The 23578-nt window shown below is 43.0% G+C and carries 23 protein-coding genes; 22 read left to right on the top strand and 1 reads right to left on the bottom strand.

Translation table 11 applies throughout. The features are described 5' to 3' along the window. Positions 1–24 precede the first annotated feature (24 nt). The 20 genes from EST42_RS11305 (at position 25) to EST42_RS10250 (ending at position 20751) form a co-directional block, all read left to right on the top strand. Positions 25–366, top strand: a complete 342-nt coding sequence (locus EST42_RS11305; RefSeq protein WP_245150483.1) for a hypothetical protein — start codon at positions 25–27, stop codon at positions 364–366. A gap of 158 nt (positions 367–524) precedes the next feature. After that, the gene (locus EST42_RS10340; RefSeq protein ID WP_134645337.1) at positions 525–1238 is read left to right on the top strand and encodes a response regulator transcription factor; all 714 of its coding nucleotides are present in this window, start codon (positions 525–527) and stop codon (positions 1236–1238) included. Between the two features lie 9 nt (positions 1239–1247). Then, positions 1248–2618, top strand: coding sequence for a sensor histidine kinase (locus tag EST42_RS10335; RefSeq protein WP_134645336.1), 1371 nt, complete (start codon positions 1248–1250; stop codon positions 2616–2618). A gap of 40 nt (positions 2619–2658) precedes the next feature. Then, positions 2659–3291 (top strand): uridine kinase, encoded by a 633-nt coding sequence (gene udk / locus EST42_RS10330; protein WP_134645335.1) that lies wholly within the window; start codon positions 2659–2661, stop codon positions 3289–3291. Positions 3292–3319: 28 nt separating this feature from the next. Continuing rightward, positions 3320–4393: a glutamyl aminopeptidase gene (gene pepA, locus EST42_RS10325; RefSeq protein ID WP_134645334.1), complete on the top strand. Its 1074-nt coding sequence runs from the start codon at positions 3320–3322 to the stop codon at positions 4391–4393. 27 nt (positions 4394–4420) lie between these two features. Continuing rightward, complete coding sequence (gene ytpR, locus EST42_RS10320; protein ID WP_134645333.1) at positions 4421–5059, top strand: YtpR family tRNA-binding protein; 639 nt, start codon at positions 4421–4423, stop codon at positions 5057–5059. 16 nt (positions 5060–5075) lie between these two features. Further along, positions 5076–5513 (top strand): hypothetical protein, encoded by a 438-nt coding sequence (locus EST42_RS10315; protein WP_134645332.1) that lies wholly within the window; start codon positions 5076–5078, stop codon positions 5511–5513. Between the two features lie 97 nt (positions 5514–5610). Further along, the gene (gene murC, locus EST42_RS10310) at positions 5611–6951 is read left to right on the top strand and encodes a UDP-N-acetylmuramate--L-alanine ligase (RefSeq protein WP_134645331.1); all 1341 of its coding nucleotides are present in this window, start codon (positions 5611–5613) and stop codon (positions 6949–6951) included. Positions 6952–7097: 146 nt separating this feature from the next. Then, on the top strand, positions 7098–7829 hold the full coding sequence (locus EST42_RS10305) for a Bax inhibitor-1/YccA family protein (protein WP_134645330.1): 732 nt from the start codon (positions 7098–7100) through the stop codon (positions 7827–7829). A gap of 98 nt (positions 7830–7927) precedes the next feature. Then, on the top strand, positions 7928–10642 hold the full coding sequence (gene polA / locus EST42_RS10300) for a DNA polymerase I (protein WP_134645329.1): 2715 nt from the start codon (positions 7928–7930) through the stop codon (positions 10640–10642). Positions 10643–10831: 189 nt separating this feature from the next. Further along, positions 10832–11665, top strand: a complete 834-nt coding sequence (gene mutM, locus EST42_RS10295; protein ID WP_134645328.1) for a bifunctional DNA-formamidopyrimidine glycosylase/DNA-(apurinic or apyrimidinic site) lyase — start codon at positions 10832–10834, stop codon at positions 11663–11665. Between the two features lie 3 nt (positions 11666–11668). Beyond that, positions 11669–12262 carry a dephospho-CoA kinase gene (gene coaE / locus EST42_RS10290; RefSeq protein ID WP_134645327.1) on the top strand — a complete coding sequence of 198 codons (594 nt, stop codon included), beginning with the start codon at positions 11669–11671 and terminating at the stop codon, positions 12260–12262. A 14-nt stretch (positions 12263–12276) separates the two neighbouring features. Beyond that, the gene (locus EST42_RS10285; RefSeq protein WP_134645326.1) at positions 12277–13632 is read left to right on the top strand and encodes a DnaD domain protein; all 1356 of its coding nucleotides are present in this window, start codon (positions 12277–12279) and stop codon (positions 13630–13632) included. A gap of 6 nt (positions 13633–13638) precedes the next feature. After that, positions 13639–14583 carry a primosomal protein DnaI gene (gene dnaI, locus EST42_RS10280; protein WP_134645325.1) on the top strand — a complete coding sequence of 315 codons (945 nt, stop codon included), beginning with the start codon at positions 13639–13641 and terminating at the stop codon, positions 14581–14583. Beyond that, on the top strand, positions 14583–15689 hold the full coding sequence (locus EST42_RS10275) for a YibE/F family protein (RefSeq protein WP_134645324.1): 1107 nt from the start codon (positions 14583–14585) through the stop codon (positions 15687–15689). The genes dnaI and EST42_RS10275 overlap by 1 nt, the downstream gene beginning before the upstream one ends. Next, positions 15686–16477, top strand: coding sequence for a YibE/F family protein (locus EST42_RS10270; RefSeq protein ID WP_134645323.1), 792 nt, complete (start codon positions 15686–15688; stop codon positions 16475–16477). Before EST42_RS10275 ends, EST42_RS10270 begins: the two co-directional genes overlap by 4 nt. Positions 16478–16574: 97 nt before the next feature. Then, positions 16575–17264, top strand: a complete 690-nt coding sequence (locus EST42_RS10265; protein WP_010373616.1) for a response regulator transcription factor — start codon at positions 16575–16577, stop codon at positions 17262–17264. Positions 17265–17279: 15 nt separating this feature from the next. Continuing rightward, entirely contained in the window at positions 17280–18752 is a 1473-nt protein-coding gene (locus EST42_RS10260; protein WP_134645322.1) for a sensor histidine kinase, read from the top strand. A gap of 60 nt (positions 18753–18812) precedes the next feature. Continuing rightward, positions 18813–19814 (top strand): nucleoid-associated protein, encoded by a 1002-nt coding sequence (locus tag EST42_RS10255; protein ID WP_134645321.1) that lies wholly within the window; start codon positions 18813–18815, stop codon positions 19812–19814. A 118-nt stretch (positions 19815–19932) separates the two neighbouring features. Next, on the top strand, positions 19933–20751 hold the full coding sequence (locus EST42_RS10250; RefSeq protein ID WP_134645320.1) for a glycoside hydrolase family 73 protein: 819 nt from the start codon (positions 19933–19935) through the stop codon (positions 20749–20751). A gap of 46 nt (positions 20752–20797) precedes the next feature. Here the strand turns inward: EST42_RS10250 and EST42_RS10245 are convergent, their stop codons facing one another. Next, entirely contained in the window at positions 20798–21226 is a 429-nt protein-coding gene (locus EST42_RS10245; protein ID WP_010373607.1) for a hypothetical protein, read from the bottom strand. Between the two features lie 255 nt (positions 21227–21481). On the opposite strand from EST42_RS10245, the gene yjeM reads away from it, so the two are divergent. Continuing rightward, on the top strand, positions 21482–22966 hold the full coding sequence (gene yjeM, locus EST42_RS10240; protein ID WP_134645319.1) for a glutamate/gamma-aminobutyrate family transporter YjeM: 1485 nt from the start codon (positions 21482–21484) through the stop codon (positions 22964–22966). Between the two features lie 105 nt (positions 22967–23071). Further along, positions 23072–23446 (top strand): hypothetical protein, encoded by a 375-nt coding sequence (locus tag EST42_RS10235; RefSeq protein WP_134645318.1) that lies wholly within the window; start codon positions 23072–23074, stop codon positions 23444–23446. Positions 23447–23578: the final 132 nt, after the last annotated feature.

The following is a 23578-nucleotide window of genomic DNA, read 5'->3' as shown; positions in this document are numbered from 1 at the left end:
CTGTATGCAGATGCTGCAGGAGACTTGGTACGCGGACAAATTACGGTTGGCCAAGACACGTTGTATTTTGACGATAATAATCACCAGATAAAAGATGATTTCGTCTATGAGAGTGACAGTGTGCACTATTTTAATGGCACAACAGGATCGGAAATCAAACAGGATTACGCGTTTCATGATGGTAAATGGTACTACTTTGATGAGCTGGGACGAATGGTAACGGGATTGCAACGCATTAATGGTGAGTATCGTTATTTCGATGCAAATGGTGTGCAGCTTAAGGGTGGTACAGTGACAGATTCGCTAACGCACAAAACATACACTTTTGATACGCAAAGTGGTGGCGGTACGTTGGTGACAATTTAACTGAATAATGAACAGAAAAAGACGATTTTATATCGTCTTTTTTAGTTTTGATAACTAAATAAGTGCTCATTTTCGCTTTAGGACTCAGAATTAGCGGGCGCGCAAGTGTCTTTTCGTGTTAAACTTATTAGTAATTAATATTTTGAGGAGTCTGTTATATGGCAACAATTTTAGTTGTAGATGATGAACCATCATTGGTGACGTTACTGTCATACAACCTGACTAAATCAGGCTTCGATGTTGTAACCGCTACATCGGGTGACGAGGCTCGAAATCAGTTGGCAAATCATCCTATTGATTTGATGCTGCTAGATGTCATGTTGCCTGGTAAGAGCGGCGTTGACTTAACACGGGAATTGCGAGGCGAACAGAATCGTATCCCAATTATTATGATTACCGCCTTGGATGACGAAGTTGACAAAATTTTAGGTCTCGAAATAGGGGCGGACGATTATGTCACAAAGCCATTTAGCCCACGTGAAGTGATTGCACGCGTTCGGGCGGTTTTGCGTCGTTTGGATAAACAACAAGAATCACAAGTAGCGGAAACACCAACGAAACTAAAACAATTTGGTAACTTAACAATTGATTTTGACAAGATGGTTGTGCAACGTCAGGGTGAAATTGTAAAGTTAACACCGAAGGAATATGAGCTATTGGCGTATATGGCAGATCGTGAAGGACGGGTGCTAGGCCGCGAAACAATTTTGCACGGCGTTTGGGGTTACGATTATGCTGGACCTGACACACGAATGGTTGATATGCACTTGTCGCATCTCCGCGATAAGGTGGAAGACGATCCTAAACACCCAGTTCATTTAAAAACCGTGCGTGGCTTTGGGTACCGGTTTGATGGTCAAGCGGTAGATTAGGAGGTCCGTATGCATACAGAATTAATGCAAAACGCCAAAAAGTTCGTTGCTTTTTGGTTTTTATATGCGTTTTTAATTTGGCTGATTTTGTTCGTGGTATCTGCATTAGGTGACCAAGTTGTTTCATTGAAGTTCCATGTGCTGGTATTACTCTCAATGTTTTTGTCAGGTGCCACAACTTTGGCTTTGGATTTACAACAACAACGTCGTGATGCCCACATGGCTATTTTTATTGATAAGCTGCGCGATTTACATACTGATAATACGCGGGCTGGGCATATCTTAATGCGACCTGACGACTCTTTAGCGCCGTTAGCGGAAGCAATTAATGATGTGCAACGCCTAAATCGCGATCGCATTAAATTGTTGCAACAACAGGGTAGTACTTTAGCTGCCCTAATGACAAATATGCCATTAGGTGCGTTGCGTATTACACCCGAACGCACGATTGTTCAAATGAATACCCAAGCGCAGGAGATGCTTGCCGTTGACCGTGAGGCACTCGGACGAGATTATTCGGATGTTATTAAGCATCACCGCTTAATCTCTTTGTTAGAGCAGGCTTTAAAAATGGAGATAAAAGTACGCGAATTAGTTAAGTTCGATAATCGCATGCTTGATGTTTCGTTAGTTTACTATGAAACACGCGAACGGCACCACGAACTATTGGTTTTGTTATATGATATGACTGAAGTTACGCAAATGCAGGATATGCAAAGCGCGTTTGTTGCTAATGCATCGCATGAATTACGAACCCCCTTAACGGCAATTGCTGGTTTCACTGAGACGCTGTTAGCTGGTGCCAAGGATGATCCGGCAGCTTTAGATGAATTTTTGCATATTATTCAAAGTGAGACAAGTCGCCTGTTGGCATTGACTGAAGACATTCTAGCGTTAGCGAAGTCAACAGAATGTTTGTCGAAGGTAGCACCGGTGAATGTTGCAAATATTGTGACAGAAATCTTTGAGGCAAACAAAGCGGCGGCCGATACGTTAGGCTTACAGCTCCAGAATGAAATTAGTCTGTCGTTTACAGTTAATCAGGATGAAAGTGTGGTTAGACAAATCTTGACGAACTTAATTGTTAACGCGATGAAGTATAATCGGCCAGGTGGTCTCGTAAAGGTTGCCGCAATGGTGACGGCTAGTGAATTTGTGATGGCTGTGAAAGATACTGGTTTAGGTATTTCAAGTGAAGAACAAAGCCGGATTTTCGAACGTTTTTATCGGATTGATAAGTCGCGGAACCAAGCGATTCCCGGCACCGGTCTGGGATTAGCAATTGTGCAGGATTTGGTGTCAAAATCGCAAGGAACGATTGAACTTAACAGTCAGGTTGGCGTTGGGTCTACCATCACAGTGAATTTGCCACTACAATAGTAATAATATAAAAAGTGTATTGAAGAAAGAGGATTGAAGAATGTCTAACTCACGTCCAGTTGTTATCGGGGTTACTGGTGGTTCAGGGTCTGGGAAGACAACTGTTAGCCGCGAAATTATTGAACGCTTGAAAGGCGAGTCTGTGGTTATGATTCCACAGGATGCATACTATAAGGATCAAGGTGATAAAAGTATGACACAACGTGTTGCGACAAACTATGATCACCCAGATTCATTAGATAATGATTTGTTGATTGAACAACTGAAGCAATTAGTGCAACGTGAGACAATTGAGCAACCGACTTACGACTACGCGGCACACACACGTTCAGACAAGACGGTGACAGTCGCTGCCGCCGACGTTATCATCGTTGAAGGTGTTTTGTTATTCACAGAACCTGAACTTCGCGATATGCTTGATATTAAGGTTTATGTTGATACAGATGATGATTTGCGTTTCATTCGACGTATGCAACGTGACATTGTCGAGCGTGGCCGTACGACAGAATCAGTGGTTAACCAATATTTGGCGACAGTTAAGCCAATGTACCACCAATTTGTTGAACCCACTAAGCGTTATGCTGATATTATTCTGCCCGAAGGTGGTGCAAATGTTGTCGGCATCGGCATGTTGGAAGCACAGATACGTGCAATTTTAGACTTACATAAGTAATTAATTTGATTGGAAGGGTGATTGCAAGATGGAAGAACGAATTTGGAATCGAATTGTTAAGTATACCGAACTGCAAGGCACATCAGGTCAAGAACATGCCATTAGAAAGGCATTTCGCGATGATTTGACGCCCTTAGTTGATGAAGTTGTGCAGAATGGTCTTGGTGGCCTATATGGTATCCGTAAGCATTCGGATGCAGATGCACCACGTGTGATGTTTGGGGCACACCTAGATGAGGTGGGCTTTATTGTCACAGCCGTTACGGCTCGAGGCATGTTAGTTGTGGCTCCGGTTGGCGGTTGGAATCCTTATACCGTTTCAGCACAACGCTTCAGGCTTTTTACTCGTAATGCATCGTATCCAGTTGTCTCTTCAGCAGTCTCACCACACTTCTTACGTGAAGGTGGCGTAAACGGGGCACCGAAGATTGAAGATATTCTATTTGATGGTGGCTTTACATCTCAAGACGAAGCATGGTCTTTTGGGATTCGCCCAGGTGACTTTATTGTTCCTGATGTCAAAACTGTTATGTTGGCCAATGGTAAGCGAGTTGTATCAAAGAGCTGGGATAATCGCTTTGGGTTAGTGACAATTTTGAACGTACTTGAAAATTTGCAACATGACGCGTTACCAAACACCTTGATTATGGGCGCTAATGTGCAAGAAGAAGTTGGCTTGCGAGGGGTCGGCCCAGCCGTCAACCAGCTCCAACCAGATTTATTCTTTGCCTTAGATTCTTCTGCCGCTGATGATACTAAGTCAGATCAGGTGCAAGGCCAAATGGACAGTGGCGCCTTGTTACGCGTCTTTGATCCGGGTGTCATTATGCCATTACGTCTGAAGGAATTTGTGCTTGATACAGCCAATGATGCCCACATTTCTTTGCAGCACTTTGTTGCAAAGGGTGGCACGGACGCACATGGCGCGCAATCACAAAATAACGGTATTCCTTCAGTTGCCTTAGGGGTTGCTTCTCGTTATATTCACACGCACCAGACGGTTTGGTCAGTGGCTGATTTTGAGGCTGCTCAAGCACTGGTTGAAACCCTTGCTCGTAAATTAGATAAGACAACCGTTCACGATATTGTGTACGGTGATTAATCAATAATAGAAATGGAGACTGACAATATGTTGATTGCCAGCTATAACCCAGCCGGAATGGGTGATGTATTAGTTGTGTTAACGGCCCCAGCTGCTGAGCACACGTTTGAACAAAAAGAGAATGTTGTCCGCATTGCAGATGAGCAAAACATGACGCTTGGTTTTAATTTTTTGCATGCGTCAACGATGTTGGATTTGCCTGAAACAGCTGGTCAAGTATTTTTGACGTCAGGTAATATTGAGAAGCTAAATGCTGTTTTAGTTAAAGCTGGTTTTGAAGCAGAGTTGGTTGCTGATGAAACACCTAAGTTTGTCGTCGGTTACGTCGAAAAGGCTGACCCACATCCAGATTCAGATCATCTACAAATTACAACGACGGTTGTTGATAATGATGAACGGGTTCAAATCGTGTCAGGTTCACCTAATATGCGTCAGGGCATTAAGGTGGTTGTTGCCAAGGTTGGTGCGATGATGCCATCTGGCTTGATTATTTGGCCGGGCGCCTTGCGCGGTGTTGCTTCAAACGGCATGATTACATCGGGTCGTGAATTGCGTTTGCCTAACGCACCACAAGTGCCTGGTGCCTTGATTCTGCCGGATGATTTTGCTGAAGTTGGTACACCGTTTGACGCAAGTTCAGCTGAAGCGCAAGCATTATTTCAATAAGGTGAGGTGATACCGCATGGTTGATCGTCGGCCTATTGTTTTTTATGAGCGCTTAATGAACACCTATGATGGTCAGGTAGCAGCTCTAATGGCAGCTAAAACCTCATATATCCTGTTAGCAACTGAAGATACAGATGCTGCTGATTTGACATCGGCTTCAGTCACGGTCGAGACACCAGCGCAAGCCACTGTGGTTACACCACGGCATCAAGTTGCGGTTGAAGTCTTGCAACCACGCGTTGTGCCCACAATGCCAGAATTGCCTGAAGTCGAAACGCTAGTAGAGCAGTCAAAACCGGTTGAACCAGCACCAGTAAAGCAAACAGGCCTATCATCAATGCCCACTAAGCCACACAAAGTTAAAACAGGTTTAGGGTTAAGTCTTGATGATATCTTGTCGGAAGAAGCAAGTGTTGCTGCGCGTGGCGATAGTCAATTTTTTGACAACAGATAAGTAAAAATAATAAAAAGAGTTGTGAGGCACCCGTGCCGAATAGCTCTTTTTTTGGTATCATAGTAGGTACTTACAGACAGATTGGACAGAATAGATAATGGACAAGGATACGTTATACTACTTTATTGGGATTAAAGGATCAGGTATGAGTGCATTGGCACTTATTTTGCATGATCAAGGCTTGCAAGTCGCGGGTTCAGACATTGATGAATACACGTTCACGCAAAAGCCATTGGCGGCAGCTGGAATTCCAATGTATAGTTTCGATGCAGCTAACATTAAGCCTGGTATGACGGTTATTCGTGGCAATGCCTTTAATGATGACCAGGTGGAAGTAGCGGCTGCGTTGGCGTTAGGTGATCAGATTAATTTGGTTACTTACCCAGATATGGTTGAAAATCTAGTTAAGCAATTCACATCAATCGGGGTTGCAGGGGCACACGGTAAGACATCAACAACAGGCCTTTTGGCCCACGTTTTGGCTGGAATTGCACCTACATCATACTTAATCGGCGACGGTACAGGTAAGGGTGTGCCGGATGCTCGGTTCTTCATTTTCGAGGCGGACGAATATCGTCGACACTTCCAAGACTACACGCCAGACTATGCGATTATGACGAACATTGACTTTGATCACCCAGATTATTACACAGGTATTGATGATGTTCGGAGCGCTTTTGAAGACTTTGGTAATCACGTCAAGAAGGGTATTTTTGCTTGGGGTGATGATGAACAATTGCGTAAAATGCAAGTGGATGTGCCCGTCTATTTCTATGGTACGAATCCGGAAACTGATGATTTTTATGCCGAGGATATTAAGCGTTCAACAACTGGTTCAAGTTTCGATGTTTACTATCATGATGAGTTCTTGGGTAACTTTGAAGTGCCTTTGTTTGGACGACACGGTGTCTTGAATTCTTTGGCGGTGATCGCTGTTGCGTACTTTGAAAAGATTGATGGCGACTTGGTTCGCAAGGAGTTGTTGTCTTTTAAGGGTGTTAAGCGCCGCTTTACTGAAAAGCAAGTTGGACCCGTAACCATTATTGATGATTACGCACACCACCCATCAGAAATTACTGCGACGCTTGATGCAGCTCGTCAAAAGTATCCTGGTCGTGAATTGGTAGCGGTTTTCCAACCCCACACTTTCTCACGTACCATCGCTTATCAAGATGATTTTGCAAAGTCACTTCAACTCGCGGATAAAGTATATCTAACGGAAATATTTGCATCTGCTCGTGAGCAAGCTGGCGATATTTCGTCAACGGACCTAGGTGCAAAGATTTCGAAGTTTGGTGGGATTGTATCACCAACTGATGTTGCACCACTATTGGATCATGAGGATGGGGTCTTTATCTTTATGGGGGCCGGCGATTTGCAAAATACAGAATTTGCGTTTGAAAATATTTTGGCAAATACGCAAACTAACTTGCAGTAGACCAAATTGGTTTTTAGCTTAAAAACTATTTAACCTTAGTGCGACTTTTAATGTTGTACTAAGTTTTTTTGGTATAATAATAACAAAGGGTTAGTAATTGAAACACCAAACCATTGCCGAATAGGGCAACGAAAGAGGTAGACTATATGGATAATTTTAGTTTTGAACAACAAGGACCGCGTTTGGCAAATCCAGACGCAACAGGTTTAAATGATTTCTTTAAAAAGGTTTACACCTACATGGCGTTGGCTTTGTTAGTAACAGCAGCGACAGCATATCTTGGTGTAACACTGTTTGCCGCACAGATTGCAGCTATGTTCAGTAGCACAATGTCATCATTGGTGATGTTTGCCGTGATGATGGGATTTGTCTGGTTGTTTTCTAGTCGTGTGTACACAAATCCCGGCCAGGCATTCGGAATGCTGATGGGATTCTCTGTGTTGAACGGTGTAACCTTTGCAGTCATTGGATTGACAACTAGCTTGGGGATGATTGCCTCTGCTTTCTTCACAACGGCTTTGTTGTTTGCAGGAATGGCCTTGTATGGCTTTACAACAAAGAAGTCAATGTCGTCACTTTCAAGCATCTTGTTTGGCTCAGTAATCGCTTTGATTATTGGCGGTATCATCAATATGTTTTTCTTTAACAGCATTGTTTACTTGTTCTTGTCAGTTGTAGGTGTTGTCGTATTTGCAATTATGACGGCCTATGATATGAATCGACTTAAGACGATGTATATTGAGTACGGCTCACAAGGGGACGCTACACTAACACAAGGATTGGCTGTATCAGGTGCCTTATCATTGTACATGGACTTCATTAATTTGTTTATTTATATTTTGCGTTTGTTCACGGCTTTCGGAGGCTCACGCGATTAAGCTTAATTTTATTAACGGCATCTCTGCGGAGGTGCCGTTTTTCTGTTACTATATTAAGTATCAAAACGTTTGGGGGCATCCCCGGAAAAGAGATGAAAATGGCAAAACCAACATTACTTTTAATTGATGGTAATTCCCTGGCTTTTCGGGCATTTTTTGCATTGATCAATCAGGTTGACCGCTTTGTAAACCACGAAGGCCTTCATACCAATGCCTTAGTTGGCTTTAATAACCTATTAGATGGGATTGTCGATCCATTCAAGCCCGATTTGGCGTTAGTTGCCTGGGACGCTGGCAAAACAACTTTCCGTACAGGTAAATTTGATGATTACAAAGGTAATCGTGATAAGACACCGCAAGAATTGGTTGAACAATTTGAACCGTTGCGTAAAATGGTGGCATTACATGGGATTAAGTCATACGAGCTGCTAGGCTACGAAGCCGATGATATTATTGGGACAACGGCTCGGATGGGTGAGGCTGCTGGTTATGCGGTGACTATCGTGACAGGTGATCGTGATATGACCCAGTTGGTGTCTGATGATGTCTCAGTTTGGGTAACTAAGAAGGGAATCAGCGAAATTGATCACTATACGCCCGCAATGGTCGCTGAAGTCTATGATGGTCTGACACCAGCACAAATTGTCGAAGTGAAGGGGTTGCAAGGCGACACAAGTGATAATTATCCAGGAGTTGCGGGTATTGGCCCTAAAACAGCGATCAAACTAATGAAGGAATATCACACCATTCCTGAAATGTATGAACGCTTGGACGAGATGAAAGCCTCGAAGCAGAAAGAAAAGCTAATTGCCGGCAAGGAGGATGCACTATTGTCGCGCGATTTGGCAACGATTCGGACGGATGCACCGGTTGATTATGATTTATCTAGTTTGACATACAACGGACCGGATTACGAGGCGATTATTCCGTTCTATCAACACCTTGATTTTAAGGCTCAACTAGTAAAGTTGGCGAATCACGGGCATACCATTCCAGCACCTACGGGTATGCAGAGTGGGGACGATGGTGAACCGGCTCATGATATGAACAATACGCCATTGGAAGTTCGTTCATTAACGGCCACTAATCTAACGCATATTGAACAGCTTGGGGATGAGATTAGTTTTTATCTCGAACTTGATGATGAAAATTATCATACGGCAAACCCAGTTGGTTTTGTGATTGGTAATAACGAACACGGTTATTTTGTGAGTCGCGACATTGAGTTGCTGGTACAAGGCACACCGGTTAACCGAATTCTACAAGATCCAACCGTTAAAAAGAACGTCTTCAATGCGAAGGGTACGATTGTTGCATTACGTCGTTTAGGCCTAACATTACCTAACGTCGCATTCGATTTGTTGTTAGTTGCCTACTTGCTTGACGCAAATGATAACAACAATGATATGGGGGCTTTAGCCCATGAAAATGGTTACTACGCCGTTCGAACGGATGAAGAAGTTTATGGTAAAGGCGCTAAATTTGCGATTCCTGAGGCGGATGAGGATCTTTTCGAACACTTGGGGCGCAAAGCAATGGCGATTCAATATTTGAAAAACCCATTGATGGCGAAATTGACAGAACACGAACAAACACGGTTGTATGATGACATTGAATTGCCACTGACGTATGTACTGGCCGATATGGAAGCGACGGGTATTACAGTTGATGCGAATACGCTGCTTGAGATGCGAAGTAAATTGACTGAGCGGTTAGCGGAACTCGAGCAAACTATTTACCAACAGGCCGGCCACGAGTTTAACGTGCAGTCACCAAAGCAATTAGGGGTAGTCTTATTTGAAGAAATGGGTTATACCCCAATCAAGAAGACTAAGACGGGCTATTCAACAAGCGTAGAAGTTTTGGAACAAATGGGCGATGTACCGCTAGTTGCCTCGATTTTGTCCTATCGTCAAATCGCAAAGATTCAATCGACTTACGTTGAAGGATTACTACGTGTGATTCACGGTTCGGATTCTAAGGTACACACGCGTTATCTGCAAACCCTAACTCAAACTGGTCGATTGTCGTCAGTCGATCCAAATCTACAAAATATTCCGGTCCGGATTGAAGAAGGACGTCGGATTCGCAAAGCCTTTGTACCACGTGAGAAGGGGTGGCGAATTCTAAGTGCTGATTATTCACAGATTGAGTTGCGGGTCTTGGCACACATCACAGGCGACAAGCACCTACAAGAAGCGTTTATCAATGGTGAGGATATTCACGCGGCAACAGCGCGTCGTATTTTCGGAATCGGTCCGGATGAGACAGTCGACGGTAACATTCGTCGTCAATCCAAGGCAGTTAATTTTGGTATCGTGTATGGTATTTCTGATTTTGGCTTAGCAAAAAATATTGGTGTCTCACGCAAGCAAGCTAAGCAAATTATCGATACATACTTTGAACAATATCCTGGGGTGAAGACGTGGTCTGAAGAAATTATCGCCGCGGCACGGGAGCAAGGATATGTTGAGACGATTGCACATCGTCGTCGTTACTTGCCAGATATTAAAGCAAAAAATTTCAATTTACGTAGTTTTGCTGAACGCACAGCCATGAATTCACCTATTCAAGGGTCAGCAGCTGATATTATTAAAATCGCCATGATTAACATGGAGAAAGCTTTGTGTGACGCTGGTTTGCAAGCTAAAATGCTCTTGCAAGTACACGACGAATTGATTTTTGAAGCGCCTGAGTCAGAACTACCAATTTTGCATGAGCTTGTACCACGTGTCATGGATTCAGCAATGAAATTGGATGTCCCTTTGATTGTTGCATCGCATGAAGGTGAAACTTGGTATGATGCAAAGTAACGTTTAATCGCATACCGACACTGTAAGCATTAGTTTCGGCTAGTGCTTATTTTTGTATTTCTAGGTTAATAAGTCACATGAAAAATGGTAGACTAGAAGATACCGAAAACATAAAGTTTGCTTTAATCCATGGGTGCTAGCCTAGGAATAAAGTGTTAATGAGCACATGCCAAAGGGGGATGAAGATAGATGCCAGAATTGCCAGAAGTCGAAACAGTCCGACGCGGGTTAACCCGCTTAGTTGTCGGACGAACTGTACAAGGTACTGCCGTACGGTGGGAGAAAACAGTTGACGGCCTATCACCGGAGGAATTTGATGCTGAACTAGCCGGACGACGAATTGATGCGATTGATCGTCGCGGTAAATACTTACTGTTCCGCTTTTCCGGTGGGATGACCATGGTGTCTCACTTACGAATGGAAGGGGCGTATTATACTGTGCCGGCAGGAACCGAGCCGGATAAGCATGATTTGGTGACTTTCCACTTAGATGATGGTATCGATCTGTTGTATCGTGATACACGTAAATTCGGTCGGATGAAATTAGTACTCGACGCGGAGGCATTACAAGTTGCTGGCTTAGCCAAAATTGGCCCCGAACCAACCGAGGCGACGTTAAGCTTGGCCTATATGGTGGCAGAGTTTGGTAAATCACGCATGCACGTGAAGCCGTTTTTACTGGATCAAAGTCATATTGCTGGATTAGGTAATATTTATGTTGATGAAACGCTATGGCAGTCAAAGATCCATCCTTTGACACCAGCAAATAAACTTTCTGAAGCTGAGTTAGCGGTACTTCGGGATAATATTATTGCCGAATTAGCACGGGCAACCGAACATCACGGCACCACTGTGCATAGTTTTACCACCGCATTCGGGGAAGCTGGTGAGTTCCAAAATGAGCTACAAGCTTACGGTCGGGTTGGTGAACCTTGTTTACGATGTGGTCATCCCCTAGAAAAAATGAAAGTTGCCCAACGTGGGACGACTTTTTGCCCGGTTTGCCAAATAAAAAAGGATTAACACATGTTTAAATTAGGATTGACTGGTGGGATTGCTACTGGTAAGTCAACAGTATCAACACACTTCAAAGAGCAACACATCCCAGTGTTAGATGCAGACGTCATTGCACGTGAGATTGTTATGCCCGGTGAGCCTGCTTTAGCTGAGATTGTGGCAACCTTTGGGGAAGAGATGTTGCTGGCTGACGGTACGCTCAATCGTCAGGCACTTGGGTCAGTTGTCTTTGGTAATCCTGCCAAATTGCAGCAATTGAATGCAATTACGCATCCACGGGTACAAGCATCAATGCGGGCTCAAATTGCCGCACATGAAGCTGCAGGAGAACCACTAATTGTATTGGACATTCCACTATTATTAGAAGGACATAACGCTGCCGGCGCCGATGCGGTAATGGTTGTTAGTGTGCCGGAAGAGGTGCAAAAACAACGGCTCATGGCACGTAATAATCTGTCTGAAGAGTCCGCTTTAAAGCGAATTAACTCGCAGATGCCTTTGGCAGAGAAACGCCAGTTGGCTGATTATGTTATTGATAATGCTGGCACTTTTGCTGAAACCTACGCACAAGTGGATGACGTGTTGGCACAAATTTTGCATTAAAAGGAGCAAATGAAATGACTGAATTTAGTATTCGTCAGCGCTATCGTTTGATTTACGATGAACCTATCAATTTAGCTGCCGTTCAGTCATTGACTAAGGTTTATTTGCCAATCATTGGACGAGATGCGTTTACTTTGTACTTAAATTGGGCGATGCTTGGCGAATCCACAGATGCAGCCAATCAACATGTTGATTTGTTGGATGAACTAGCCATGAGTCAGCAAACGTTTTTGGCTGCCCGTGAAAAGTTAGAGGGAATGGGGTTATTGAAGACCTATCAGCAAGAAACCAGTTTTGGTGTACAGTGGGCGTATCAATTGTTCCCACCAATGGCAGTGAAAGCATTTTTAGCAGATATCATGTTATCAAGCTTGTTGCATCATTATCTCGGGGATGATTTATTTGAGCGGTTAATTGCTAAAACTAAGCCCAATGAAGCAACAATTCCTGGGCAAAATGTCTCGAAGTCCTTTTTTGATATGATGGGACAAGAATCCTTCCAACGATTGCCAGCCGCTCCGTTCCAGAGTGATGATACCAAGTCAACGCTGCAACGTGAAATTGCCGCGAGTAATCAGCAGCTGAACGTTACCTTGATGGCTGATATGTTGCAGTCTTTCGGTATTACACAAAACGACCTGCGTCAAAACCAGGCAGATTTGATTATTCAAAAGAGTCTCTATGGCTTAAGTGACGTGGAATTGGTACGTTTAATTCAGGGAACAGTCGATGCTTCTGGTAAATTAAGCATCACAAATCTGCGCCAAACATTACGGCGGACGTATGAGCAAGGACAGCGTGTTTCAGATGCTGTTACACAGGTAGCTGATAATCAGCCTAAAGCGAAAACGTCTAACGAACCATTGGCAACTGGCAATCCGGCGGCTGGCATAATTCAAACTGCTCGGACAACCGCCCCACTGGTTTTTCTTAAAAGTCTTCGTGAAGATGCCGGCGGCTTTGTGACTGATAATGAAGTACGGGCATTGAACGATATTGCACAGCTAGATAGGATTAAGCCGGAAGTCCTTAACATCATGTTGTTTGAACTTACGGTCGTTGAAAAGCGAACAAATCTTAGCAAAGCGTTGTTACAAACAATCGTGAACGATTGGGCACAAGCTGGTATCACGACGGCGGTTGACGCGATGACTTATTTACAGAAGCGAACGAAGCAACGACAGGAAAAAACACAACAAGGTGGTAAGTCAGGAGCAAAACGCTGGCAGCGTAAAGAACCGGTTGTTAAGGAGACCCGGCCAGACTGGGAAAACCAAAGAGCAACGGCGGTTTCAAATGAAGATGCGACTGCCGCTAAAAATGCACTTGCCGAACTGCGTGCGCGAAGACAACAATCAAAAAAGGAGTGATAACGTATGGCAGATGAACCATTTAATGTGGGCGAAGCGTTACATCAATTTATGGATAAAAAACACTTACATACTCGTTATGCAGCAATTCAAAAGGAAGTGTTCGAACGACCGGATATTAAGGCTTTTTTTCAAATCCATAAAGATGAACTATCGCGCGAACTGGTGAATCGGGACTTCTCAGTTTTGTATGAATACTATACCCAGCAAAAGAATGCTGCGGCTGGTAAGCCGGTTGTGCATACTGGATATAAGCCCGTACTTGCGCTAGCTGAAAATCGCATTGTCATTGTCTATCAACCAGATGAAGCGACTTTGGCCGCACAGCGATTACGCATGCAAGCTAATTTAGTTCAATCGATTGGCATGCCCAAGTTGATTGAGCGTGCCCGTCTTGATGATTTTTCAGAAGCGGACACTGACCGGAGCGCGGCATTTACTGCTGTGATTGCTTTTGTGAGTGCTTATATTGGAAACCCTAAGCAATACTATCGTGGTCTCTATATTCATGGATCATATGGCATTGGTAAAACTCACCTAATGGGGGCCATGGCCAACGAATTGGCGCAGGAAGGGATTCCAGTAACGCTCGTGCATTTCCCAAGTTTTGCGGTTGAAATGCGTAGCGCCATTGGATCAAAGGAAAATCCGCAAGATAAAATTAACACGATTAAGCAGGTGCCAATTTTGGTGCTTGATGATATTGGTGCCGAATCAATTACTGCTTGGATTCGCGATGACATTCTAGGTGTCATCTTAGAGTACCGCATGCAAAATGAACTACCGACATTTTTCACCTCAAATTTCTCGATGAACCAGCTTGAAACAGAGCACTTTACCGTTACTAAGGACGGAGCAGAGCCAGTCAAAGCTGAACGGTTAATGCAACGCGTTCGTTACCTGGCTAAGGAAATTCAAATGGCTGGTGAGAACAGACGAGTGATTGATTAATGGGAAAGTACAAGCGAATTTTTCCATGGGTTATTTTGGCCTTTATCATTCTTCTGTCAGTGGTTGTCCTGCGCCATAACGCGCCAATGTACGACACGCCAATTGGTGAGGTAACCCATGTACAAACCACGAAAACGGGCCATTCAAGTGATCAATTTGGTAATCATGTCAAGAAAACCACACAACGTGTAACGGTTAAGCTTTTAAACACGGCACATAAAGGACGCGCTTTGACGATAGTTAATACGTACGACAGTGCGATGGCTATCAACCAACCGGTAAAACCACATAATCAAATTTTCCTATCGCGGGCTGATGATGCGACCTGGCAGTTTAAAACTCTTAAACGTGACACTGTTTGGGTGCCTGTGATGATATTTGTACTTGGTATTCTTATCATTTCAATGGGGCGGGCCGGTCGGCTGACGGTTTTGTCACTCGGTATTAATACCTTGTTGTTTATCGTTACGGTCACGCTTGACTTGGTAACTGACAATGGGAATATCTTCTGGCTGTTTATGATTTGTAGTGTTATTGCGGCCGTTTTGACGCTTGGGCTAGTAATGGGCTTTAGAAATCGACAAATGTGGGTGATTTTCTTAACGGTGCTGACCGCGACGGCGTTAGCGCTCTTAATTTCGGAGATTGTCTTTATGGTTACTAATCAAAATGGCCTGCACTTTGAACTCATGTCATATATTACGCAATTACCTAAACCGTTGTTTATGGCTATGACACTCGTCGGTGTGTTAGGGGCTGTGATGGATGAAGCAACCGATATGATTGCGACGTTATTCAGTGTTCAGAAAGAGCGACCTGACATGACCATTCGGGAAATCGCTGCAACTGGACGTCACGTTGGTCAAGAAATTTTTGGCGCCTTAAGTAATACCTTGTTTTTAATTTTTATGGCCGAACAAATCCCTATGGCGATTCTGTATTTGCGAAATGGCAATGATTGGGGCTTTACGTATATGATGAACATGTCATTGGGGATGGTTCAAACATTAATTAGCGCTATCGGAATTGTCTTAACCGTACCTGCAGGTATTATTTGGGTATTGATCATTCGTAAATGGCAGCGACGAAAGGAGGCCTTGTCATGAGTGTCACCTTAATGTTGTCGTTAATTCTACTAGCCTTGATGATTATTATCGGGGGCATGAAGGGAATCGGAGCGTTTGTAAGCCTCTGGATTAATTTTGCCATAATGGTAGTGATGATTATGCTGATTAATTTCCAGTTTAATGCCTTGGCCGTCCTACTGGTGGGCGGCGCGTTTTTATTGACGGTTACGATCCTAAGTGCAGGTGCTGACGAACGGACAACGACCATTGCACTAATGGCCAGCTTTATCGTCATGTTCGCCTTAGTCATTTTGATTCTGCCAGCTGAACATTTAGCAATGGCACAAGGATTTGCTGAGGAAAATTCTGAAGAACTCGAAGGCTTATCACTGGGTATTAATATGAACTTTGTCACACTGGGCATTGTTGCAGCATTGCTAGCCACCCTCGGGGCAATCGCTGAGGCTGCCATCGCAATTGCGGCAGGTATTGGCGAGTTATTGGCTGATCAACCCAACATGTCGTTGGCTAGTCTGGCCCGATCCGGGCAGCATTTGGGCCAACAAATTATTGGAACCGCTGTGAATACGGTGTTGTTTGGGTTTATGGCTGATTTTTTGAGTCTGGCCATTTGGTTTGGTAAACTACGCTATAGCTTAGGTGAAATTGTGAATGCGAAATTATTTACCTCATCAATGTTGAGTTTGCTCTACGCCTTTTTAGGTATCATTGTCATTTTGCCAATTACGATGGCCATTTTTTTGTGGCAACAACGTCGGCAATTGCAGACGGACATGAGTACAAATCACTATTATGACGGCAAATAACTAGGATTTATTAGAAAACCATGTTATGCTAGCTTTAAGTGTGTCATGACTTTTTGGAATGACCATATCCTGTAGAAAGTAAGATGAGGTATAACACATGAGTAGTGTCCTTGTTATTGAAGATGAAGTAAATTTGGCTCGTTTCGTTGAACTTGAATTGCAACACGAAGGTTACGAAACGCATGTGGAAGATAATGGTCGTGGCGGCTTACAAGCTGCCTTGGATAACGACTATGATTTAATTTTATTAGACTTGATGTTGCCTGAATTGAGTGGACTAGAAGTAGCTCGCCGTTTGCGCGAAGTAAAAAATACCCCCATTATTATGATGACTGCACGCGACTCAGTGATTGATCGTGTTTCAGGCTTGGACTATGGGGCGGATGACTACGTTGTGAAGCCTTTTGCGATCGAAGAATTGTTGGCCCGTGTACGTGCGTTGTTGCGTCGTATTAACATTGAAACTGAAGAGCACAGTACCCACCAAAGTGTTGTCCGTTACCGTGACTTAACTGTTGAAAAAGAAAATCGTATTGCCCGTCGTGGTAACGATATTATTAATTTGACTAAGCGTGAGTACGAATTATTGCTGATTTTGATGGAGAACATTAATGTCGTCCAATCTCGTGAAGAATTGCTGAAGAAGGTTTGGGGATATGATTCTCAAATCGAAACCAATGTTGTTGACGTGTATATTCGATACTTGCGTAACAAGATTGATCAACCAGACTCACGAGCATCTTATATCCAAACCGTTCGCGGCACAGGATATGTGATGCGTCAGTAATCACGGGGGCCGCTAATGGGTAGTGAAACATCCATTATTAAAGAAACACCGCAACGGAAGGGGCTCTCACTTAAGTGGAAGTGGGCCCTGGGTTCTGCTGCCGGTGTTTTTTTAATATTTATTATTTTTGCTTGGTTCATGATTCAAGCATTTTCAACACAAATGCTCAAGACTGAGCGTCAGCAAGTTAGTTCTTCGCTTGAAGTTGTGACAACACGATTGCAAAATTTAGATGAATCTAAGTTGCTACCTGCTAATGTCGATGATATGTTGCGTCCAAAGTCAAATGACCTAGATAAAGTGGTTAACGATCCAGTGCTACAGCAAATCACGCGACAGGACTACACGGTTCGAGTCTACAATGCAAGGGGGGCGCAGGTTTATCCGATTGACGGGCAGGGAGTCGCTTTTCGCAAGGTGACGCATCAGGAAATCACGTTACAACACGATCATGGTCCAGCGATGTTGGTTGGTCGACAGGAATTACGGAATACAGCCAATAAAGTTATTGGTTACGTCGTTATTGAGAATCATTTGACCAGCTATCACGCGACATTTAATCGTGTTTATATGATTATTGTTATTCTAATTGGCTTAGGCTTGTTTTTGGTGGCTTTGTGGGGGTACTGGTTATCTGATTATCTATTACGGCCAGTTAACAACATTAAGCGCGTGGTGGATGAGATTCAATCTGATCCGCAATCACAAGCACGGGTTGTTAATGAGGACCGAAAACACGACGAATTAACGGACCTATCTGATTTGTTGAACGATATGTTGAATCGTATGCAGCGCTTTATCTTGCAACAACACCAGTTTGTTGAAGATGTCTCACACGAATTACGGACGCCAGTGGCCATTGTTAAGGGACACATGGAATTATTGAATCGTTGGGGAAAAGATGATCCAAAAATTTTGGATGAATCAATTACTGCTTCTTTGCAAGAAATACGTCGCATGGAAGGGCTTGTCTCTGAGATGCTTGACTTAACACGTGCGGATCAAGTCGAGTTGACATTCCGAGACGGTGATACGGACGTTAAGGATATGATTAATGGGATTTATATGAACTTCCAAATGATTCACCCAGACTTTACATTTGGACTGGATGATGATTTAAAGGGGCCAACAATTGTTAACATGAATCGTGATCACTTAGAGCAAATCTTAATTATCTTGTCGGATAATGCTGTGAAGTACAGCCAGAATCGTAAGGAAATTCATTTTGCGGCATCGCGTTCTGGCAATATGGTTGAGTTGGCCGTGCAAGACTTTGGCGAAGGGATCAGTCCAGAAGATGCGGCACGCGTCTTTGATCGTTTCTACCGTGTCGATAAAGCACGCTCACGTAAACAAGGTGGTAATGGACTTGGCTTGAGTATCGCGCAAAAGTTGGTCGAGGGTTATGGCGGACATATCGAACTCGAATCAGCAATTGGGCAAGGATCAATTTTCAGAATCACATTGCCTATTAAGCAGCAAAAATAGTAAACTATAGGTTGCGACTGATTTTCGGTCGCAACTTTTTTTACAGAAATCGAGAGCATTATGATATTAAAGCACGTTATTTTACACATTTTGGATAAAGACGCTGGCAATCTAATTGCCTCACAAGCTGAGATTGATTTGACACAGCCAGGGTTACACGATTATCTGGAAAAAATCATCCTAAAATTTCAGACCAGTGATTATAAGCCAGGCACATTAACCGGTGAAGATTATTTGGCGCAAATAATTGATGATAATAACGGGCTAACGTTTGCCGAAAAGACGACACAACTGGCTGAAAAATTATTTGATAATATTGCCGCTAGTGAGGCCGTACCAGCTGGTGACTTATTAAGCTTTGAATTTGCTGAAGGGACTGATGATTTTTTCGGTCTCATTAAGTTAAATTTCGCACCGCGTTACGCCCACATCGTGGGTTATCGGGATGATCAACTAGTTAACAACCTTGTGCTAAACCAGGCTGTCTTGCCGGGTGCTAATCAAAAAGCGGATGAAGGGATCATACTTAACTTAATGACCGGCGATTATATGTTGGTTGAAAAGCAATACTTGATTGATGGTCACCGCATCAATTATTTTTCAGAGCGTTTTTTACAATTGGAACCCGAAGTTTCTACTAAAGACAATATCAAAACAATCAAGCGAGCCGTGAAAACAGTTGCTGACAAATTTGATGTTCCTGAACACGAGGCGATGGCGGCCACCCAGAGTGCGATTTTTGATTCCGTTCAGGAAGATGGTCAAATTAATACTGCTGACATTGCTGAGGCCGTTTTTCAAGGTAATATTTCTGCAAAGCAGGCTTATCAACAAGTCATTGCAGATAAAGAGATTGAGACTGAAATTGCCGTACCAAATGTAGAGCGCTATGAAAAGAAGTATCGGCTCCAACGTTTCAAATTAGATTCAGGGATTGAAATTGCAATTCCGATGGATATCTATCAAGATCGCAGTAAGGTGGAATTTGTGAATAATCCAGATGGCACAATGTCGTTGGTTATTAAAGATATTGAATCAATTGTCAATAAATTCACGTCTTAAGGTAATTTTTAATTGATTACACAGTGATAGTTCTTGGTTTTGTCATGGTTATCACACCTGTTTTACGCAGAAGCGCGTTATAATTTATGTATTGATATTAAATAAGGGAACATTAATTATGCCTTGGCCTTTTAAGAAAAAAATTATGTTAGCAGTCGTGACTATAACGCTATTTAGCGCTGGTGTGACGACAACGCTAACTGTACACGCAGATAAAAAAGTACAACAAAAACCTATTACCCAAGATTTTGACTTGGATACCTTTTCGACGGATCTTGATAAGATGGATATGACAGTCGGACCAGTCAAATTCTCATCAAGCTCAGTTTCTATTCATGTTGCGAAATTAGTAACGGGGACAACTGAAACGAGTCCGATTCCAGATTCACCATTAGCAAATGGTACACTACCCGCGGCTGCAACGCCTAGGATGGCTGATGGTAAGTTTGATATCCGTGCGACGCTTTGGAATAAGGAATCTGACGATGCAGAAACGTTCTTTAATACGATTGCGCCAGATGCACAACGTGTGGCCATTTCATATGGTGTGCGACCATCCGTCTTGATGGCCCAAGCCGCACTGGAATCCGACTTTGGACGATCGTCATTAGCCTCTGTACACAACAATTATTTCGGAATTAAAGCTGTCATTGGTCAGGATAGTGTTGTTTTACCAACTAACGAAGAAGTTGATGGTAAAACCGTTCGAGTGACGGCTGCCTTTGCCCATTATGATTCAGCCGTTGATAGTATGGTTGCCAATGCTAGTTTGTTGCGCAATCATGATATGTACTCAGGAACTTGGCTAGAAAATACGAGTTCTTACTACGATGAAACAAAGGCGTTAACAGGAACTTACGCAACAAGTTCGTCGTATGCACGAAGTTTGAATGCAGTTATCACAACTTACCGTCTAGCAGCTTTGGACATTAAGTAATAAAAAGCACCACCTAACAAGACATGTTAAGTGGTGCTTTTTACATTTAATCTTCAGTTTCGTCTAGCTCGGCAGACTTTTGTAGCAGTGCTTGAAGCTCATTCTTACGACGATCGCGCGGAATAAACAACCCGAGCATGTCTTCATTAATACCTGCCATAACGTGGATAACTTCACCAGCGTCGTTAGTCTCAACTGTCAATGGTGACTTCAGTGACTTGTTAGGACTAGCAATGACATCGTTGATGGTCCAATCATCAATTGACATCCCGCGTGGATTTTTGAAAATAGTCGCTTCTGGATCCTCAGCAGCGCAAATAGCTCGCATTGTTGGGATAGAAACGGGGAGGGCAGATGAGTCTTTTAATTGAACCAATTCATATGCCAAGTTGTTACGTTCGAAAAAACTCTCAACCGACTTTAACGCATTAAGTGCAGACGTGCGGTGAGAAAATGAGTATACCGTGACAGTCATGGAATCCCCTCAATTCATGTAATTACTAATGTATCTATTGTTTCACATATTAAAAAACAGTCAAGTGTTTCAATTGAATGACAAGAATTTCTTTGTTTCAATTTTGCCGTTTATGAAAATTCGATTGTAATCGAATGACATTTCGATTTGATTTCGCGAGTTGAATTGTCATGCCCTGGAAACAAGCGTAAAATACCTACCTGTATATTTATGAATTTTTCATAAACGATAATCGAATATTTAAGGAGTTTTCTCATGGATAAGAAACGTATTGGCCTTGGCGCCCTCGTCATGATGATGTTTACCACCATCTTCGGGTTTGCCAATGGTCCAGTTGCGTTCGCACGTATGGGCTACGCGGCAATTATTTGGTACATCCTGGGAGCGTTGTTGTTCTTCCTCCCAACATCAATGATGTATGCCGAATTTGGGGCATCATTTAAAGATGCCAAAGGTGGTATCTACTCATGGATGGAACGATCACTTGGTAAAAAGATTGCGTTCATTGCAACGTTTATCGGACTTGCTTCATGGATCATCTGGATGATTTCTGTCTCACAAAAAGTTTGGATTCCGTTGTCAACGTTGATTTTCGGTAAAGATATGACGACCACGTGGTCACTATTTGGTATGAATGGTGGCCAAACAGTTGGGGTACTTGCAGTTGTCTTCGTCATTGTTGTTGCTTTCTTTGTCACCCGTGGTGTTAAGTCAATTTCACGTATTTCAGCTATTGGTGGTATGTTTGTGATGGCCTTGAACGTTATTCTGGTATTGGCCTCAATTGCCGTCTTAATCGGACACGGTGGTCATTTTGCTGAGCCATTACGTTGGCACTCATTCTTGGTTTCAGGTAATCCTGACTACAAGGCAATTGGGCAAATGATTTCATTTGCTTTGTATGCTATTTTTGCCTACGCTGGCTTGGAGCAAATGGGCGGTATCATGGAGGACGTTGATAACGCTGAAAAGACATACCCAAAGGCTGCTCTAATTGCGACAATAATTATTGGTCTTGGTTACGCTATCTCGATTTTGCTTTGGGGTGCCTCATCTAATTGGGCACAAATCGCTGGTGATAAGAGTGTTAACTTGGGAAACATCACGTACGTCCTGATGAATAACCTCGGTACACAATTAGGCGATGCATTTGGCATGAGTCATGCTGGTGGCGTCTTACTTGGATCGATCTTTGCACGCTTTGCTGGTATTTCAATGTTCTTTGCTTACGTTGGTTCATTCTTTGTCTTAACGTACGCACCTTTGAAGTCATTCATTTTGGGTTCTCCTAAGGAAGTTTGGCCAAAGAAGTTCATTGCTTTGAACAAGCATGATGTACCGGCTGTTGCAGTCTGGGCACAAGCAATCCTGGTTTCAATTCTAATCATTTTGATTTCATTCGGTGGAAAGAGTGCCACACAGCTTTACTTGGTTTTGACAAATATGGGTAATGTGTCATCAACACTACCATATGTATTCCTGGTGGCAGCTTTCCCGTTGTTTAAGCGTCTCAATGATGTTGAACGACCATTTGTGTTTTATAAGAGCCAAACGGTTACTTGGATTATTACAATCCTAGTTGAGGCATTGACAATCATTTCAATTATTTTGACAATTATCTCACCATTTCAAGCTGGTGATCTGTTCGGTGGCATCTGGACAGTCGCAGGACCAATTTTCTTTGGTGTCTTAGCTTGGGTACTATTTACACTTGGCGAAAACCGTCACGGTAAGTTGTAGTATAAAGAAAAACGTGTTCATTGTGGACACGTTTTTCTTTTGCAAATTTTCGAAGACGTGCTATATTTTTAGACAATATTAAGAACGGTAAAGGAGGTTATATATATGGCTGAAGAAAACTATACCCCAATTGATGAATTAACGAGTGAAGAGCACACCTGGTATGCAGTTCGCATGGTTGGTGAAGAAGTCGACACGTTATTAACAGCTGCCCCAGATTACGATGAAGCTGTTGGGATTGTACATCGTACAGCACAGCAATTTCCAGACTTTAAACTTACTATTCAAAGGGTCATTGGGGTGTTCATGGATAATACCCGGTATGATAAAATGACTGATTTAAACTGGTATGGGGTTATGCCAGCTCGTCGTAAAGATAATTACATTACCCAAATTTTCTCAAATTTCAAGGACCTGAACGATTTTTTACAAGATAATCGTGCTGAAAAATTTAGATTTGTCAGCTTATTAGTGGAATAACATTACTTAAAGGGTTGACGTTTTCAATACTAACGTGTAACATAATGTATGTTGTTGAGACAATGACATATATTATATGCGGATGTAGTACAATGGCTAGTGCTCCAGCCTTCCAAGCTGGGAATGCGGGTT

Origin of the sequence: Weissella cibaria (assembly GCF_004521965.1) — a bacterium.
Taxonomy (GTDB): domain Bacteria; phylum Bacillota; class Bacilli; order Lactobacillales; family Lactobacillaceae; genus Weissella; species Weissella cibaria_A.
The sequence above is the reverse complement of the archived record's forward strand: the minus strand, read 5'-3'. Positions and strand labels throughout refer to the sequence as shown.

Coding starts and splice junctions, on each gene's coding strand:
- murC (WP_134645331.1), top strand. CDS start 5,611: ATGGACAAGGATACGTTATACTACTTTATTGGGATTAAAGGATCAGGT.
- EST42_RS10250 (WP_134645320.1), top strand. CDS start 19,933: ATGCCTTGGCCTTTTAAGAAAAAAATTATGTTAGCAGTCGTGACTATA.
- EST42_RS10270 (WP_134645323.1), top strand. CDS start 15,686: ATGAGTGTCACCTTAATGTTGTCGTTAATTCTACTAGCCTTGATGATT.
- polA (WP_134645329.1), top strand. CDS start 7,928: ATGGCAAAACCAACATTACTTTTAATTGATGGTAATTCCCTGGCTTTT.
- EST42_RS10340 (WP_134645337.1), top strand. CDS start 525: ATGGCAACAATTTTAGTTGTAGATGATGAACCATCATTGGTGACGTTA.
- EST42_RS10245 (WP_010373607.1), bottom strand. CDS start 21,226: ATGACTGTCACGGTATACTCATTTTCTCACCGCACGTCTGCACTTAAT.
- EST42_RS10260 (WP_134645322.1), top strand. CDS start 17,280: ATGGGTAGTGAAACATCCATTATTAAAGAAACACCGCAACGGAAGGGG.
- coaE (WP_134645327.1), top strand. CDS start 11,669: ATGTTTAAATTAGGATTGACTGGTGGGATTGCTACTGGTAAGTCAACA.
- EST42_RS10335 (WP_134645336.1), top strand. CDS start 1,248: ATGCATACAGAATTAATGCAAAACGCCAAAAAGTTCGTTGCTTTTTGG.
- dnaI (WP_134645325.1), top strand. CDS start 13,639: ATGGCAGATGAACCATTTAATGTGGGCGAAGCGTTACATCAATTTATG.
- pepA (WP_134645334.1), top strand. CDS start 3,320: ATGGAAGAACGAATTTGGAATCGAATTGTTAAGTATACCGAACTGCAA.
- EST42_RS10235 (WP_134645318.1), top strand. CDS start 23,072: ATGGCTGAAGAAAACTATACCCCAATTGATGAATTAACGAGTGAAGAG.
- EST42_RS10265 (WP_010373616.1), top strand. CDS start 16,575: ATGAGTAGTGTCCTTGTTATTGAAGATGAAGTAAATTTGGCTCGTTTC.
- EST42_RS10255 (WP_134645321.1), top strand. CDS start 18,813: ATGATATTAAAGCACGTTATTTTACACATTTTGGATAAAGACGCTGGC.
- EST42_RS10275 (WP_134645324.1), top strand. CDS start 14,583: ATGGGAAAGTACAAGCGAATTTTTCCATGGGTTATTTTGGCCTTTATC.
- ytpR (WP_134645333.1), top strand. CDS start 4,421: ATGTTGATTGCCAGCTATAACCCAGCCGGAATGGGTGATGTATTAGTT.
- yjeM (WP_134645319.1), top strand. CDS start 21,482: ATGGATAAGAAACGTATTGGCCTTGGCGCCCTCGTCATGATGATGTTT.
- EST42_RS10305 (WP_134645330.1), top strand. CDS start 7,098: ATGGATAATTTTAGTTTTGAACAACAAGGACCGCGTTTGGCAAATCCA.
- mutM (WP_134645328.1), top strand. CDS start 10,832: ATGCCAGAATTGCCAGAAGTCGAAACAGTCCGACGCGGGTTAACCCGC.
- udk (WP_134645335.1), top strand. CDS start 2,659: ATGTCTAACTCACGTCCAGTTGTTATCGGGGTTACTGGTGGTTCAGGG.
- EST42_RS10285 (WP_134645326.1), top strand. CDS start 12,277: ATGACTGAATTTAGTATTCGTCAGCGCTATCGTTTGATTTACGATGAA.
- EST42_RS10315 (WP_134645332.1), top strand. CDS start 5,076: ATGGTTGATCGTCGGCCTATTGTTTTTTATGAGCGCTTAATGAACACC.